The sequence below is a fragment of the Paenibacillus sp. 37 genome, from assembly GCF_008386395.1.
Taxonomy (GTDB): domain Bacteria; phylum Bacillota; class Bacilli; order Paenibacillales; family Paenibacillaceae; genus Paenibacillus; species Paenibacillus amylolyticus_B.
On the sequence record NZ_CP043761.1, the window covers coordinates 3,434,307 to 3,448,831 of the forward strand.

The following is a 14,525-nucleotide window of genomic DNA, read 5'->3' on the forward strand; positions in this document are numbered from 1 at the left end:
TTTCGAATCCGATTGGAGAGCATGTTCTCCATCATAATACAATCTTTGCAAGCCGGCGTATGCCGTCCTCAATCTGCTCCTCATCCACTTTCGCAAAACCTAATATCCATCCTTTTCGATGACTCTCCAAGCAATACCTACTAAGTGGATACACGCGTACACCTTGATCAAGGGCGGCATTCGTCAGCGCTTCTTCGTCAAATGACGTTTCAGATTCTAGAAGCATATGTAATCCCGTCTCCACACCACTTAATGTAAATCGTGAGCCTAGCCCTGAAGCAACAATGGCTTTGGTCATGACTTCGTGTCTACGTCGATATATATTCCGAACTCTTCTCATATGGCGCATAAAATGACCACGCTCAATAAAATGAGTTAGCGTTAATTGTTCCATAATCGGCAGATGACGATAGGTTAATTCATGAACTTGGGTAAGGCGATTGATGGCTATTTTGGGACCGATGATAGCGGATAGTCGAATGCCTGGTGCAACCATTTTGGAAAAACTCATCATATAAAGCGTATTCTGAGGTTGTTGACTAAATATAGTTGGAAGTGGATCTCCACGGTACCTAAATTCGCTATCGTAGTCATCCTCAACAATCCAATATCGATGATGAGCTGCCAAGTGCATCAATTGTTGCCTGCGTGGCTCCGACATAATAACACCAACGGCGCATTGATGAGAAGGTGTGACAAATACAAGTTTCGTCTGTGGGTGAATATGATCTACACTTAATCCATACTCATCGACTGGAATGGGATCCACATGCATCCTGCGGTATTTCATCGCCATCCAAGCGGCAGGGAAGCCGGGATCTTCTACGGAAACTCTGTCTCCCTCACTTAAGAGTGCCTGGGCAATTAAATCAATGCTATGTTGAGCACCTGAGGTTAACAAGATTTGATCAACATCGATATGAATGCCTCGTTCAAGTGACAAATAACGCTGAATCTGTTCTCTTAACGCCAGTAATCCTCTGGCATCGCCATAAGCCCATATATCCAGATTGGGTTCAGTGGAAGCTTGTAAAAAGGATTGCCTCCAGGCTTTAGTGAAACTTTCATCCAGATAAGGCTCGTGAGGATTAAAATCAATTTCTATTTTGCGATTGTCTCTATTGCCAAACCAACTATGCAGATGACCAATCGATTCGTTTAGTGTAGGTAGTTCGGGCGGAATAGGTCCTTGCATCGTGACGTCTTCTGATGAACGAGGTGCATAAGTCCAATCACTAACCCTTGTCCCGGCTCGTCGGGAGGTTACCGTATACCCTCGGCTGAATAATTCCTCGTATACAATCTGTATGGTTGAGCGTGAAACACCAATTAATTGAGCAAGTTCGCGTGAGGGGAGTAGCAATTCGCCTGGTTGCCATTTCCCGGTTGTAATATTATGAATCGCTTGATCCAGAAGTTGCTGCCAGATCGGGCGTTGGTCATTCCGATTAACTTTTAGCATTGCTTCAACTCCATTACTCATGCTGAATTATGGATTGCATTTATTTATGTACTTAGCCATGTTATTGGCACTCCATTGATTGATATACCATTATAACAAAAGTTTAATTTGTAAACAAAACAAAAGCTGGACTAAAGCGATTTATACCGTGTGTCCAAGCTATTTGGGTTGCTCCTGCTTGGTTCATACTCGATTCATATTCAAGCCACAGACAGTTCATCTTCTTCGGTTACACTACGGGAGTACTAACACAGAGATTCCTAATCCATAGACTAGACAGGAGAAGATGAGATTGACACGAAAGAAACGAACAACGATTGCCGCCATAACCTTGGTGTTTGCGGTGATGTCCCCAATGTCGGCCATGGCCACACCCGCTATCAGTAAAGGTAGTAGCCCTACGTATGATGTAACTAAAAAGGCAGCAAATGCTAAGGCGAAGATACTTACCGAATCATACGCTACGACAAGTGTGCAGTACGCACTGATGGAGGATGGTGAGATTGTGATCACCGGTCAGGCAGGCAAAAATGACCTGAAAAACAACATCCCGCTTTCTTCAGATACCATGTATGGCATTGGTTCAACCAGCAAAATGATGCTCACAACCGCCGTTATGAAGCTCGTTGACCAAGGCAAGATTGATCTCGATGAGCCTGTCGTGAAGTATATTCCGGACTTTAAAATGAAAGACAAGCGTTACCAAGAAATTACACCACGCATGTTACTGAATCATTCATCCGGACTTCTCGGAACATCAAGTAACAGTGCAATATTGTTTGGAGATAATGATATCTATGCACATGATACGTTACTGGAACAATTGGGAACGCAACATCTGAAGGCCGATCCTGGCGCATACTCGGTGTATAGTAATGATGGTTTTACATTAGCTGAAATTCTGGTTGAGCGCGTCAGCGGCATGAGTTTCACCACTTTCATGCACCGTTACATAACGGAACCACTTGGGATGGATCATACTAAAACACCGCAGGATATTGTGGACCTTAGCCAGATGGCAGCAACATATTCCCCGTCACAAGAGGAGAAACTTCCATTAGAGACTACAAATATGATTGCCTCAGGAGGCATCTATTCCACCGCTGAAGATCTGGTTCAGTTCTCGAAAATCTTTACAGGTGAGGTTGAAGGTGTTCTTTCGAAGGAATCCGTAGAGGCCATGGAACAGGAAGAATACAAGAGAGGCATGTGGCCGGAAGAAGGGGATTCATCCATTGGTTATGGCCTGGGGTGGGATAGCGTGAACCTGTTTCCTTTTAATGATTACGGCATCCAGGCAATAAGCAAAGGTGGCAATACGATAACCTATCATTCCTCATTGATTGTGTTACCGGAATATAATATGGCTGCTGCCGTAACCTCTTCGGGTGGTCACAGCTCAACGGATCAATTGCTGGCAACTGAACTGTTGCTTGGTGCGCTTGAGGAAAAGAATATTATTCCAGAGCGTAAGCCGGAGAAGTCACATGGGGCACCGGTAAAAACAACCATGCCGAAGGAACTTACACAGCATACGGGTACGTATGGCAGTGGTGCAAACATGTTAATGAACTTGACCGTGAAGGATGGCGGACAAATGACGATATCTTATCTGTCGTCTCCTAAAAGTCCTGATCAGACCTATACGTACACCGCTGATGGCTCATTCATTAATGATGAGGGTACGGAAAAGCTGAAGTTCGTTCAGGAAGTCAATGGGAACACATACTTGTGGTCTCGCTCATATCAGTCTGTCCTTGGGCTTGGGCAAGTTGCTTCTTCGGAATATAAGGCAGAAAAGCTTGAAATCAATGAATTGTCGGAAGAAGTAAAGACCGCATGGCAGAAACGGGGAGGCAAAGCCTACGTGTTGGTCAATGAAAAATACACATCAACACTGTACAACACAGCGATGCCGATGATCCCCATTCAAACTTTTAATGAGCTACCGGGTTATGTCTACACGAATAAAATCGTTGGGGCTAACCAAGCCGTAAACCAATTGCAAATTCCTGGATTAGCCGGACGTGACACGATGGAGTTCAATTTCTATGAGGAAAATGGCGTGGAATACGTTACAGCTGGAGGCAATGTCTACGCTGCTCAAGAAATCATAAAACCGATCTATGCGGGAAGACAATCGAAGACAACAATTCAAGCAAATGGTCATGCTACATGGTTTGCGATTCCGGCATCTGTCGCCGGTAAAGAAATGGCGGTCAAGATGTCTGCAAACAGCGCATTTGCTGTATACAACCAAGCGGGCGTAGGCATTAATCATACAGTGGTCAGTGGACAAAACGAAATTGTATTGCCTGAGAACGGAACCATTGTGTTCGCGGGTGAAGCTGGTTCGAAGTTCGAGATTGTATTGACAACCAGAGCAAATTAATAGATGATAAAAAAACTGTACAACAAAAAGTCGCGGAAATCGCGGCTTTTTTGAGTTTTAAATTTTAAATAATACGTTTTAAAGTAAATGCACTTTTTTCAGATTCGCGATGTAATATTGGGTTTCGTAAAGCTTACCTAAAGGGTAAGTATGAAGAGGGCTTTTACTGGTTGGAAAAAAATGATGGAGGAAAATGTTGCAAGTGGAAAGGCAAAGCATTGATTGTTAATATACAGTAAATAATAACAATCAAATATGTAGAAGATCGACAAAAAGTTTAATAGAAATACCGATTCCAAAGAAAATAATGATTATTCGGACAACACCGAGACGGGGAGGACACATGAAAACAACGAAGATTTCATTTTTTATTCTTTCACTGATGCTGCTCCTGGTGAGCGGTCTATCAGGGTGGGCGGGGGAAGCCGCTGCAACATCCAATTCCAGTAAGACCTATGTTATTGGAACTGATGTCACATTTGCTCCATTCGAATATGAAGATGAGAATGGTGATTTTGTTGGTATCGATATGGACTTACTGGATGCCATCGCTAAAGATCAAAATTTTAAGTATCAAATCAAAGCTCTGGGTTTTAATGCAGCTGTACAGGCACTTGAAGCCAATCAGGTTGATGGTGTCATTGCAGGGATGAGTATTACGGATGAAAGAAAAGCAAAATTTGATTTTTCAGAGCCATATTATGATTCAGGCGTTGTTATGGGGATTAGTTCCAATAATGATACCATTAAAAGTTACGAAGATCTTCGTGGTAAAAAGGTCGCTGTAAAAACGGGAACAGAAGGGTACAGCTTTGCTGAGTCCATCGCCTCAAAATATGGCTTTACCGTTGTCCCATTCGATGAATCATATCAAATGTATGATGATGTAAAGACCGGTAATTCGGTGGCCTGTTTTGAAGATGAACCCGTTCTAAGGTATGGGGTAAAGCAGAATAATGGTTTAAAAATCGTTACCGCCAAAGAAGACGGGGCTTCCTACGGATTTGCGGTAAGTAAGGGTAAAAATCAGGAACTTCTGGAGATGTTCAATGCTGGTCTTGTGAATATTAAAGCTAACGGTGAGTACAAGCGCATTATCGAAGAATATGTTGGAGAGAATGCCCAAGTCGCAAATCTGGGGCGTTGGGAGTTAATCCAGAAATCTCTTCCTGCACTTTTTAAAGGTCTGGGAAAAACACTTTTATACACGATTGTGTCCCTGTTCTTCGCGTTTATCATCGGTCTGATTTTCGGATTTATGAAAGTGGGACAGAATAAATTCCTTCGTGGTGTTGCCACCGTATTTGTGGATATCTTCCGTGGTATTCCGCTGATCGTCCTGGCATTCTTTATCTATTTCGGGATTCCACAGGCGATGGGTTTCACAATGCCATTGTTCCTGGCGGCTATTCTGACACTTAGTCTGAATGCAGGGGCGTATGTAACCGAAATTATCCGAGGCGGGATTCAATCGATTGATCGTGGTCAGATGGAAGCTGCCCGTTCATTGGGACTTCCTTATCGCAAAGCAATGATTAAGATTGTCATTCCGCAAGCAGTGCGTGTTATGATTCCGTCCTTCATTAACCAGATGGTTATCACGCTGAAGGATACGTCAATCTTATCCGTTATTGGTCTCGTAGAGCTGACACAATCGGGTAAAATTGTAATTGCAAGAACGTTCTCCTCTTTTGACATTTGGTTAACGGTTGCTGTTATGTATCTGATTGTTATCATCACACTGACCAAAATTGCTGATTATCTGGAGGTGAAGGTTCGTCGTGGCTAAAATTAAAGTTGAAGGTTTGAAAAAAAGTTTCGGCACAAATCAGGTTCTTAAGGGAATTGATGTGGCTGTCAGCGAAGGTGAAGTGGTCTGTGTCATCGGGCCTTCCGGTTCAGGAAAAAGTACTTTCTTGCGCTGCATCAACCAATTGGAAGATATCACAGCTGGTCGAGTTATCGTGGATGATCAGGATCTCAATGATCCTAAAACCAACATTAATAAAGCACGTGAAAATATCGGCATGGTGTTTCAACATTTTAACTTATTCCCTCATTTTAACGTCTTGAAAAATATAACGTTTGCGCCAAGAGAATTAGGGGTTTTAAACGCAGAAGAGGCTCGAAAAACGGGCCTTAGCCTACTCGATCGTGTCGGGTTGTCTGATAAAGCGGATAGTTTCCCCAGTCAACTCTCGGGTGGGCAAAAACAACGTGTTGCTATCGCTCGTGCGCTTGCCATGAACCCGGATGTCATGTTATTTGATGAACCGACCTCGGCGCTTGACCCAGAGATGGTAGGCGAAGTTTTGGGGGTTATGAAAGATCTTGCGAGCGAGGGCATGACGATGATTATTGTTACTCATGAGATGGGTTTTGCACGTGAAGTAGCTGATCGTGTCATCTTCATGGACGGTGGTTATATTGTAGAGCAGGGTACCCCTGAACAGATATTTGGAAATCCGAAGAATGAACGGACGATCAGCTTTTTGGAAAAGGTACTCTAGAACTGATCAAGACTATACAGTTATCACATTGAAAGTCGCTAGTTTTAGCGGCTTTTTTTGTTATATTTATGAGGTGATTTAATTTAATATATTTGAATACCAAATAAAGCAAGAGAGAGAGGTTAGCACGCTATGGAAAATGTGTCACAGGAAGACAAACTGGAATCCATCAAAGCCTTTCAATCAACCATCCGCAAATCGGAGAATGCTTTAGTGAATATGACTCAGAAAAGTACTAACACAACATTGCTACAGAAACGTCTTCAAGCTTTTTACATTGGTCTAGCACTGTTGGATAAACAGTGGAATCAAAAAGCTCATTCATACACCAAGGAAGATATAGCAGAAGCCCGACTTGTCTTAATTGGATTGTTTCCATCCCTTGAGAGCATGTATGCCAAGGCCAAAGAAGGTAGCCCTCAAAAGACTCTTCTTGAAAGAAGGATTAAAGCATTTCATCTGGCCGTTCAAGCCATGGATACATATCGACTATCGAATGGAAACTGAATGCAATCCATTCTAGCGATGAACATGAAATGAGAGAGAGGTCTGTCTAATGAACGACGGACCTCTCTTTTTCTTTTGCAAGCTTAGGAAAAGCGATAAAGACGCACACCATGTGATGGCACAGTCGTAACTAAGGAATTCTCTGTAAATTCAGCTGCTTCTCCGCTCCACAACTCCGTACCTTCGGTAATGCCGGACAGTCCGACCTTATCAAAAGACAGATCAACGGGAAGAGATTTCTCTCCTGTGTTAAATACAGCGACGTAAGAGGAACCATCCGCATGCTGGGCAGTCCACACAATAAGATCGTCTTTGCGTAAGGCTTCTTTGGCTCCATAACTCTCGCGATGCATTCGCAGAACCTCACGATTGGTTAACAGGGATAGTGTCCAGTCATCGTTATCTCGCAGTTCACCACCAAAAATGAGCGGGGAACGGAAGATGCTCCACAGTGACATCATCGTCAACTGCTCGTCAGGTGTGAACCGAGTCCAGCGATCTGCTCCACCACCGTCTACAGAACGGATACCGATATGACCCAAAGGCAACATATCACAGTCTGGCCAGCAGCCTGCTTGGGAAACGCCCTGCCACGTCCGGCAGCGGTCGAACATATCCAATAACAGCGGCCAAAGGTCCCAGAAATCGTCCGTGACACGCCACATGTTGGCATGATCAGCCAAGAATTCTGAGTATTCTACTGGAGCAGGGCCAGGAGAGAGACTTAGTACCATGGGCCGACCGGAGCGCTCAATCGCTTTGGATATCATTTCGATCTCAGGCTGATGGGTATCGTAGAGCCTGGAAGCAGCAATATCGTCTACTTTCACCAAGTCAACGCCCCATTGTGCATACAGTTCAAACAGCGAATCGTAATAGGCCTGCGCGCCTTCTTTTGAGCTATCGACACCGTACATATCTGTGTTCCATGGACAGATGGAGTTTGGATGAGCAATGTCGCGCGCAGTGGAGGTTGAACCCAGGATCGGAGTAGCCGCATGTGCAGCTTGACGTGGAATACCACGCATGATGTGAATCCCGAATTGCAGTCCAAGACTATGAACGTAGTCGGCTAACGGCTTAAATCCCTGTCCACCTGCAGCGGAGGGAAACCGATTCTCAGCAGGCATAAGCCGTGAATATTCATCCATGATTAGTGGAACGAATGGACGATATTGCGAAGAATTGGCCAAAGGTTCGTACCATTGAATGTCGACCGTAATATAGGTCCAGCCGAAGTCTTTAAGATGTTCTGCCATGTACTCCGCGTTGCCACGAATTTCGTCTTCCGTAACGGCCGCGCCGTAACAATCCCAACTGTTCCAGCCAAGCGGTGGAGTTGATGCTGCAAGCGTATGATTCATGGGAATACTCCTCTACTGATTAATTATTGCTCTCGCTAAATTCATCATAATAAAGGATTTTATTAATATCTACAGTAATGTTGAGTGTGTAATAGCAAAATATTGCGGTTAGTCGAAGAATAATTTACGGTATACAAGGCTTTCACCGCCGCTTCGAAATTCACCTGGCGTAACCCCAGTTATACTGCGAAAAGCTTTGATAAAATAACTTCCACTGGAATAACCAACTTGTTCGGCGATGACTTCAATGCTAAGAGTAGTTCCGCGCAGCAGTTCGAAAGCTTTCTCGGTACGTACACGGGTCAGATAAGCACCTGGAGTCAAGCCTGTACTGGAGGAAAAGCGACGTATAAAGTGATATTTGGAAAGGGAAACATACTCGGCAAGGTGATCAATACTGATCATCTTGGAGTAATTGTTCTCTATGTATTCAACGGCTATTTGAATGTTTTCAGACCAATTCTCCCTGTTGCGTAATGTTGTTTTCTGTAAGCGGGTCAATTCTGTCATGAACTGATATACGCTGGATGATGCGATCAGAGGATCAGTGATCCTGCCTGCCGCCGCATCAGTCACGATCATCCGCAACAATCGGATGGGTGTACAATCAGCGGGAAGATAGGGAACTTCTCCCGCTTCCTGAAGGAATTTTCGCCAATGGGACAGAATAAGAGTGGGCCTGAACAACAGGAACAGAAACTCCCAAGGTTCTTTTGATGCTGAATCATAGTAATAGCGATGTGCGCCTGGAATTTCTGCCAAAAAAGCTTGTCCTGCGGAAACATGGTGTATGCAATTATTTGACTCAAATACACCTTCACCCGAAGTTGTATATTGGAATAACAGGAGAGGCCCGTCCGAACGTTCGAGTCCATCCCAATGATAAGAAGGTTCGGTTATTGAATCACTTCCAGCTGCATAGAGTACACACAGTTGGAGCTCTTTGTCTTCGGCGAATCGAAACCCATAAGTTCCTCTGGGGATATTCATGTCAGCTCTCCTTGTTGCCCCAAATTTTGCGCATTTATGCGTTATACCAATACATTGGTTGCTCCTCGATCTTATCAAAACAAAGCTTGTTTGCCATATGTAATGATTCAATGTTATCGGCGTGACAGCACCAGTTCGGTACTAATCCTTTGTGTATGCACTCTCGAATAAACCGAACACCGACAGCTGTAGCCAATCCTTGCATCTTATGTTCCTCAAGTGTGATGATATCGATCTCCGCATAACCACCACCTACATACGGAGAAGAGCAGACGCTAACAATTTCACTATCTCGAGTAATAAAATGCGCAATACCATTAGCAATAAAATGCAGTACAGAGTCCCATACAATTGAATAGTAGGAGTAAAAATCATTAATGTACTTCGTTGCGATGGATGGATTTAATTCTACGAGGTTAAAGTGTTTACCTAAAGTGAGAGTATTTCCTTGGTATCTCTCGGTAAACTTCATCTTATTGAAAGAAAAATATGTGCGTTTGATTTTCTTTGCGTTCGGTAATTCATAGTTATCAAGTAAATCGGTCCATTCTTCCGAAAATAGTGCCAGTGCATAAAAATCTATTTTATGATTCTCTTTGTTTATTAAAAACCGAATGACCTCATCATTAAATTTTCGATTGCTTGCTGTCCCCAATAAACAGTAAAAACCACCACAGCTTGTGATCAGGGCTGAAGTTATGTTGTGCTTGTTATTTACGAATACAGTTCCTTGTTGTCTTTGCTCAAGTACGGAATACACAAATACAGCTTTATTCTTGATCTCTATGAGAAGAGGAAGTATCAAATGAACCTCTTGCCATGTTAGAATTTCCAAAACTACACCTTCCTTTGCGTTTATCATGCTTATATAGGGTAGAATTTCTCGTCTCGAGCAGCTCCGCGAATGAAAATTTCTACTAGCTTTTGGCCCAATGAAAGATTGGAACCATATTTATGCAGGTTATCTTCCCGATTACCCATTAACATCAATGTCGAGAAGGTCTCTGCAAGGAAAAATGGATCGTCCGTTCGCAGTCTGTTTTCATCCATTGCCCGTTGGAAATGGGAGGCTAACACTTCGTGAATCAGATGCTCCGCGTTGCGTATATCCTGAATTTGAGCTGGTTCAAGAAAAGGTTCAGCTTCTCTCAGCATGGTTTCAATCTCCGCATGTGGATTGGCCAGTCTGGCCTCTGCCAAACGCACAAGCCCCGACTCCAGACTCTCGGCTTGATCGAGCATATGCGAGGTTAATCGGCTCACATTTTGTAACATCGTTGTAAAGGCAACCTTAAAAAGCTCTGGTTTGCTGGTGAAATGATAATAAATGGTTGGTTTTGACACGTTACATGTTTTACCAATTTGCTGAAGTGTGACTGTTTCGTAGCCGTACTCCATGAATAGCTTTGAAGCTGTATGAATAATCGTTTGCTGAACTGAGATATCGTCATCGCCATGTTTGGGTCTTCCAGGCAAACGTTTGTGTGATTTTTCTGTCATTGGACTTCCCTCCATGAATAGTTTATGACAAATAACGATGGTTAGCAAAATCATCTTGTAATTATACTTACCGGTAAGTATAATTATGAAGAGTTAAAAAAGACATATCATTATCCTCATACTAAGGTGGTTTTAAGGTTGAAAACAGCACAACGTACAAACAAATTGAAAAAGATAATCATGTGGACGATCTTGTCCATCGTGATCATTGTGGCTGGAGTGTTCGTATATCTCAATTCGGTTACGTATAGTCCTTCTGAACGAGCTGAAGCGGCAATAACAAGTGACGCTCAGGTTACTGTCACCAAGTTGAAGGACGGTTACCGGTTTGAACCCGTGAATACAAAGTTAACCGAACCGAATATTATTTTTTATCCAGGAGGTCTAGTCAAACCTGAAAGTTATTCTCCACTTGCTAGAGAAATGGCAGAACAGGGACACCGCGTTTATATCGCTATCATGCCAATGAACTTGGCGATTTTCGGTCAGAACAAGGCAGATTCGTTTATCGAGGAACATCCTAACGAAGCTTTTGTAATTGGCGGACATTCATTGGGAGGGTCATTCGCAGCACGGTATGCTGCGGAGCACAATGAAAAGCTGGCAGGCGTCTTTTTCCTGGCTTCCTATGCAGATGATGGGGGGAGCTTAAAGAATACGAACTTGTCTATTTTACAGATTACAGGCTCGAATGATGGGGTGCTTAACAGGGAATCCTGGGAGAGCGCCAAAGCAAACCTTCCAGAAGACACGACTTATGTAAGTATTGAAGGTGGAAATCATGGTCAATTTGGCTCATACGGTATGCAAAAAGGAGATAATCAGCCTAAAGTTACAGAAGAGAAGCAGTTAGAAGAGGTTGTTGTAGCGTTGGAGAACTGGATGGATCGATTCAAATAAGATCATAAATGAATGTGTTGAATGGTAATGATCCGTGGTACGATTAAAGTCGCTATTTTAGCGGCTTTTTTTAGTTGAAGGATATGGTTGTGCCTCAATGGAGAAGGGCTAACTTCTTATATTGATTGAATTTCGGTTCAATGATAGGCTTAAAAACGAAGACACAGCAAGAGCAAGAACATTCAAAGGAGAAAAGATTATGTTTTTCAGAAAATTTGTTTACACGTTAGTGATTGTCCTCGCTGCATTAATGTTCTCGGGTTGTACATCAGAGTCTGTGCTGGATATCGGATCACCTCAAGTATCAGAGGATATGGGATTTGATGAAGTTGCCAATTATATCTCGGAGCATCATGAACTCCCACCGAATTACATTACCAAGAAAGAGGCCAGGGAATTGGGCTGGGAGCCAAGTGAAGGGAATCTACATGAAGTCGCTCCAGGCAAAAGCATCGGCGGCGATGTGTTTGGTAACCGGGAAGGGCTACTCCCCAGCAAAAAAGGCCGGATATGGTATGAAGCTGATATCAATTACTCAGGAGGACGGCGCGGAAGCGACCGAATTCTATACTCGAATGACGGTTTAATCTACCAGACAACAGATCATTACAAGTCATTTGAACAGTTAAAATAAACGGAGGTCATGATATGAGCAATATTCAAATTGACGGATACCACATTCACAGCAAGGAAGAGTTGCATCAAGTACTTCAGAACCAGCTTGAGTTAGACGAGAACTACGGAGGCAATTTGGACGCGCTGTGGGATGTCTTGACTGGGGCTGTAAGCATGCCGCTTACTGTTCAATGGCTTGGTTTCGAGAAAAGTAAAGAAACTCTTGGTGATTACGCAGATCAAGTCATGGAATTGTTGCGAGATGTGGAAGCGGAAATCCAAGGTTTTACGTTGGAATTATATTACTGAAAAGGATGTTAGATGTTATGAGGCGATGGGCAACCATCGCTTTTTTGGTCTTCACATTTTACTGAGATTCATGTCTAGATCATGCTATTTTCATGGCTTAATAATCAAGGTTGGGGTTATTAGACTTCCTTATACTTTAAGCATGGAATAGGTTAGGCAGGAGTGTAGTCGTACATTACCGATTGAATATGTAAGCGTATACCACTTCTGAACGAACCATCTTTAATGTCTGGATTGGTTATTACGACTAACACCATTTAGGGGGCAGAAAAATAATGAGAGCCGTTTCAAAAGTGCTAGGAGCATGTCTCGTAACAAGTGTTGTACTGGTTTCCGCCGGTTGCGGAAACGCTACAGAGAATTCAGAATCGAATACCAGTGACCCTAACAGCCCGATCACGTTTACCTTCTTCGGTGCGGATGCAAGTCCCAACTGGAACAATATGCAGGATGCTGTAGGGAAGAAAATTACGGAAGAAACGGGTGTAACCATCAATGCAGAATTCGATATCTCAAGCGGGGGAGGAAACGACCGTATATCCCTTATGGCCGCAAGCGGTGATTACCCGGATCTGATCTTTCCTAAAGGCAACTTAAGCAGACTTGTTGATGCTGGTGCAATGATTGATCTGACGGATCTGATCGAAGAACATGCACCCAATTTGAAAAAGATATACGGTGAGCATTTTAATCGCTTGAAATATAGCAATGAAGACCCATCCATATACTGGATTCCAACGAATGGTGCGATCGATCAAGAAAGCTTCGATGCGACAAATGGTGCTGCTATTCAGCATCGTGTCGTTAAAGAGCTTGGGTACCCTGAGATCAAAACCTTGGAAGATTATGAAAATGTCCTCCGAGAGTATTACAAGAATAATCCAACGACAGATGATGGCCAACCGACAATCCCGCTGACACTCAGTGCAGATGGATGGCGCCGTATGATTACCGTAACTGATCCGGCAGTCATGGCTACGGGAGGACCTGGGGATGGTGAATATTTCATTAACCCTGACACATATGAAGCTGTTCTTCATTATAAGCGTCCTGAAGAGAGGGAATATTTCCGTTGGTTAAACAAAATGTATAATGAAGGTCTAGTGGATAAAGACAGTTTTGTTCAAAAAGATGATCAATATAAATCCAAGATCGCCAGCGGACGTGTTCTATCCGTACTTGATCCGCTTTGGGGATTTAGCGATGCGGAAAATGCGTTGAAAAGTGCAGGCAAGGACGATATGACTTATGGCTTCTATCCGGTAACGCTGAACGACAACTTCCAGCGCAAAGATTTTCAGGATATCGGCTTTGATGGATATGGTATCGGCATAACTGTTGATGCTGAAGACCCGGTTCGGGCCATCAAATTCCTGGATTGGCTTTCTTCTGAGGAAGGTCAAGTGTTGAGAAATTGGGGTATCGAAGGAGAACATTACGTTGTGGAAGACGGAGTTCGCAAAATACCGGCAGATATTCAGGAACGTAAAAACAAAGACAATAGTACATTCAGCAAAGAAACCGGTATCAACTTATACACCATTTTTGGCGCTCATTATGGAGACGGTGTCAAAGATTCAACGGACAACTATTATACAACCAACTATCCTGAGCAGATCCAGGAAGGTTATTCTGATATAGAAAAAGAAACTCTGAAAGGGTACGGTATTACAACCTGGAAGGAGTTATTCCCTAACGGAGATGAGTTCCCGGTGAAAGAGTGGGGCGCAGCTTATAATATGCCGATTCCTACGGATAGCGGAGACTATAATGTGGTGTATCAGAAGACACAGGATATTATCCAGAAACGGATCGCGGAAGCAATTACATCCTCTCCAGCTGCCTTTGAAGACATATATGATAATATGATTGCAGAACTTGATGCTGCGGGCGCTGTAGCCATGGAAGAGCAGTATACAAAGTGGATTAAAGAACGTGTTAGTCTGTGGTCTGGCAAAGAGATCAATTAACGGTTG

13 protein-coding genes are annotated in these 14,525 nt (G+C 43.3%); 8 read left to right on the forward strand and 5 right to left on the reverse strand.

Annotation, left to right across the window (positions count from 1 at the left end; genetic code table 11):
• Window positions 1-31: 31 nt before the first annotated feature.
• Window positions 32-1,462 carry a MocR-like pyridoxine biosynthesis transcription factor PdxR gene (locus tag F0220_RS14820; protein ID WP_149846669.1) on the reverse strand — a complete coding sequence of 477 codons (1,431 nt, stop codon included), beginning with the start codon at window positions 1,460-1,462 and terminating at the stop codon, window positions 32-34.
• 286 nt (window positions 1,463-1,748) lie between these two features.
• Here F0220_RS14820 and F0220_RS14825 point away from each other — a divergent pair, with 286 nt between their 5' ends.
• The 4 genes from F0220_RS14825 to F0220_RS14840 all read left to right on the forward strand — a co-directional run bounded on the left by F0220_RS14825 (window position 1,749) and on the right by F0220_RS14840 (window position 6,871).
• A complete protein-coding gene (locus F0220_RS14825; RefSeq protein WP_188310551.1) occupies window positions 1,749-3,854 on the forward strand; it encodes a serine hydrolase domain-containing protein in 2,106 nt (701 codons plus the stop codon).
• Between the two features lie 343 nt (window positions 3,855-4,197).
• Window positions 4,198-5,643: an amino acid ABC transporter substrate-binding protein/permease gene (locus F0220_RS14830; RefSeq protein ID WP_149846671.1), complete on the forward strand. Its 1,446-nt coding sequence runs from the start codon at window positions 4,198-4,200 to the stop codon at window positions 5,641-5,643.
• Window positions 5,636-6,364, forward strand: a complete 729-nt coding sequence (locus tag F0220_RS14835) for an amino acid ABC transporter ATP-binding protein (RefSeq protein ID WP_091016318.1) — start codon at window positions 5,636-5,638, stop codon at window positions 6,362-6,364. Before F0220_RS14830 ends, F0220_RS14835 begins: the two co-directional genes overlap by 8 nt.
• 132 nt (window positions 6,365-6,496) lie before the next feature.
• On the forward strand, window positions 6,497-6,871 hold the full coding sequence (locus F0220_RS14840; RefSeq protein ID WP_105598704.1) for a hypothetical protein: 375 nt from the start codon (window positions 6,497-6,499) through the stop codon (window positions 6,869-6,871).
• An 83-nt stretch (window positions 6,872-6,954) separates the two neighbouring features.
• On the opposite strand, the gene F0220_RS14845 is transcribed toward F0220_RS14840, so the two are convergent.
• From F0220_RS14845 to F0220_RS14860, 4 genes are all read right to left on the reverse strand, one after another.
• The gene (locus F0220_RS14845; protein ID WP_105598705.1) at window positions 6,955-8,235 is read right to left on the reverse strand and encodes a glycoside hydrolase family 27 protein; all 1,281 of its coding nucleotides are present in this window, start codon (window positions 8,233-8,235) and stop codon (window positions 6,955-6,957) included.
• A 108-nt stretch (window positions 8,236-8,343) separates the two neighbouring features.
• On the reverse strand, window positions 8,344-9,225 hold the full coding sequence (locus F0220_RS14850) for an AraC family transcriptional regulator (RefSeq protein WP_105598706.1): 882 nt from the start codon (window positions 9,223-9,225) through the stop codon (window positions 8,344-8,346).
• Window positions 9,226-9,259: 34 nt separating this feature from the next.
• Entirely contained in the window at window positions 9,260-10,060 is an 801-nt protein-coding gene (locus F0220_RS14855) for a GNAT family N-acetyltransferase (protein ID WP_181155410.1), read from the reverse strand.
• Between the two features lie 29 nt (window positions 10,061-10,089).
• Window positions 10,090-10,725, reverse strand: a complete 636-nt coding sequence (locus F0220_RS14860; protein ID WP_105598708.1) for a TetR/AcrR family transcriptional regulator — start codon at window positions 10,723-10,725, stop codon at window positions 10,090-10,092.
• Window positions 10,726-10,863: 138 nt separating this feature from the next.
• Between F0220_RS14860 and F0220_RS14865 the strand changes: the two genes are divergently transcribed.
• From F0220_RS14865 to F0220_RS14880, 4 genes are all read left to right on the forward strand, one after another.
• On the forward strand, window positions 10,864-11,625 hold the full coding sequence (locus F0220_RS14865) for an alpha/beta fold hydrolase (RefSeq protein WP_105598709.1): 762 nt from the start codon (window positions 10,864-10,866) through the stop codon (window positions 11,623-11,625).
• Between the two features lie 199 nt (window positions 11,626-11,824).
• Entirely contained in the window at window positions 11,825-12,259 is a 435-nt protein-coding gene (locus tag F0220_RS14870; protein ID WP_091016306.1) for a ribonuclease domain-containing protein, read from the forward strand.
• Between the two features lie 14 nt (window positions 12,260-12,273).
• Entirely contained in the window at window positions 12,274-12,549 is a 276-nt protein-coding gene (locus F0220_RS14875) for a barstar family protein (protein WP_091016304.1), read from the forward strand.
• A gap of 275 nt (window positions 12,550-12,824) precedes the next feature.
• A complete protein-coding gene (locus F0220_RS14880) occupies window positions 12,825-14,519 on the forward strand; it encodes an ABC transporter substrate-binding protein (RefSeq protein ID WP_105598710.1) in 1,695 nt (564 codons plus the stop codon).
• Window positions 14,520-14,525: the final 6 nt, after the last annotated feature.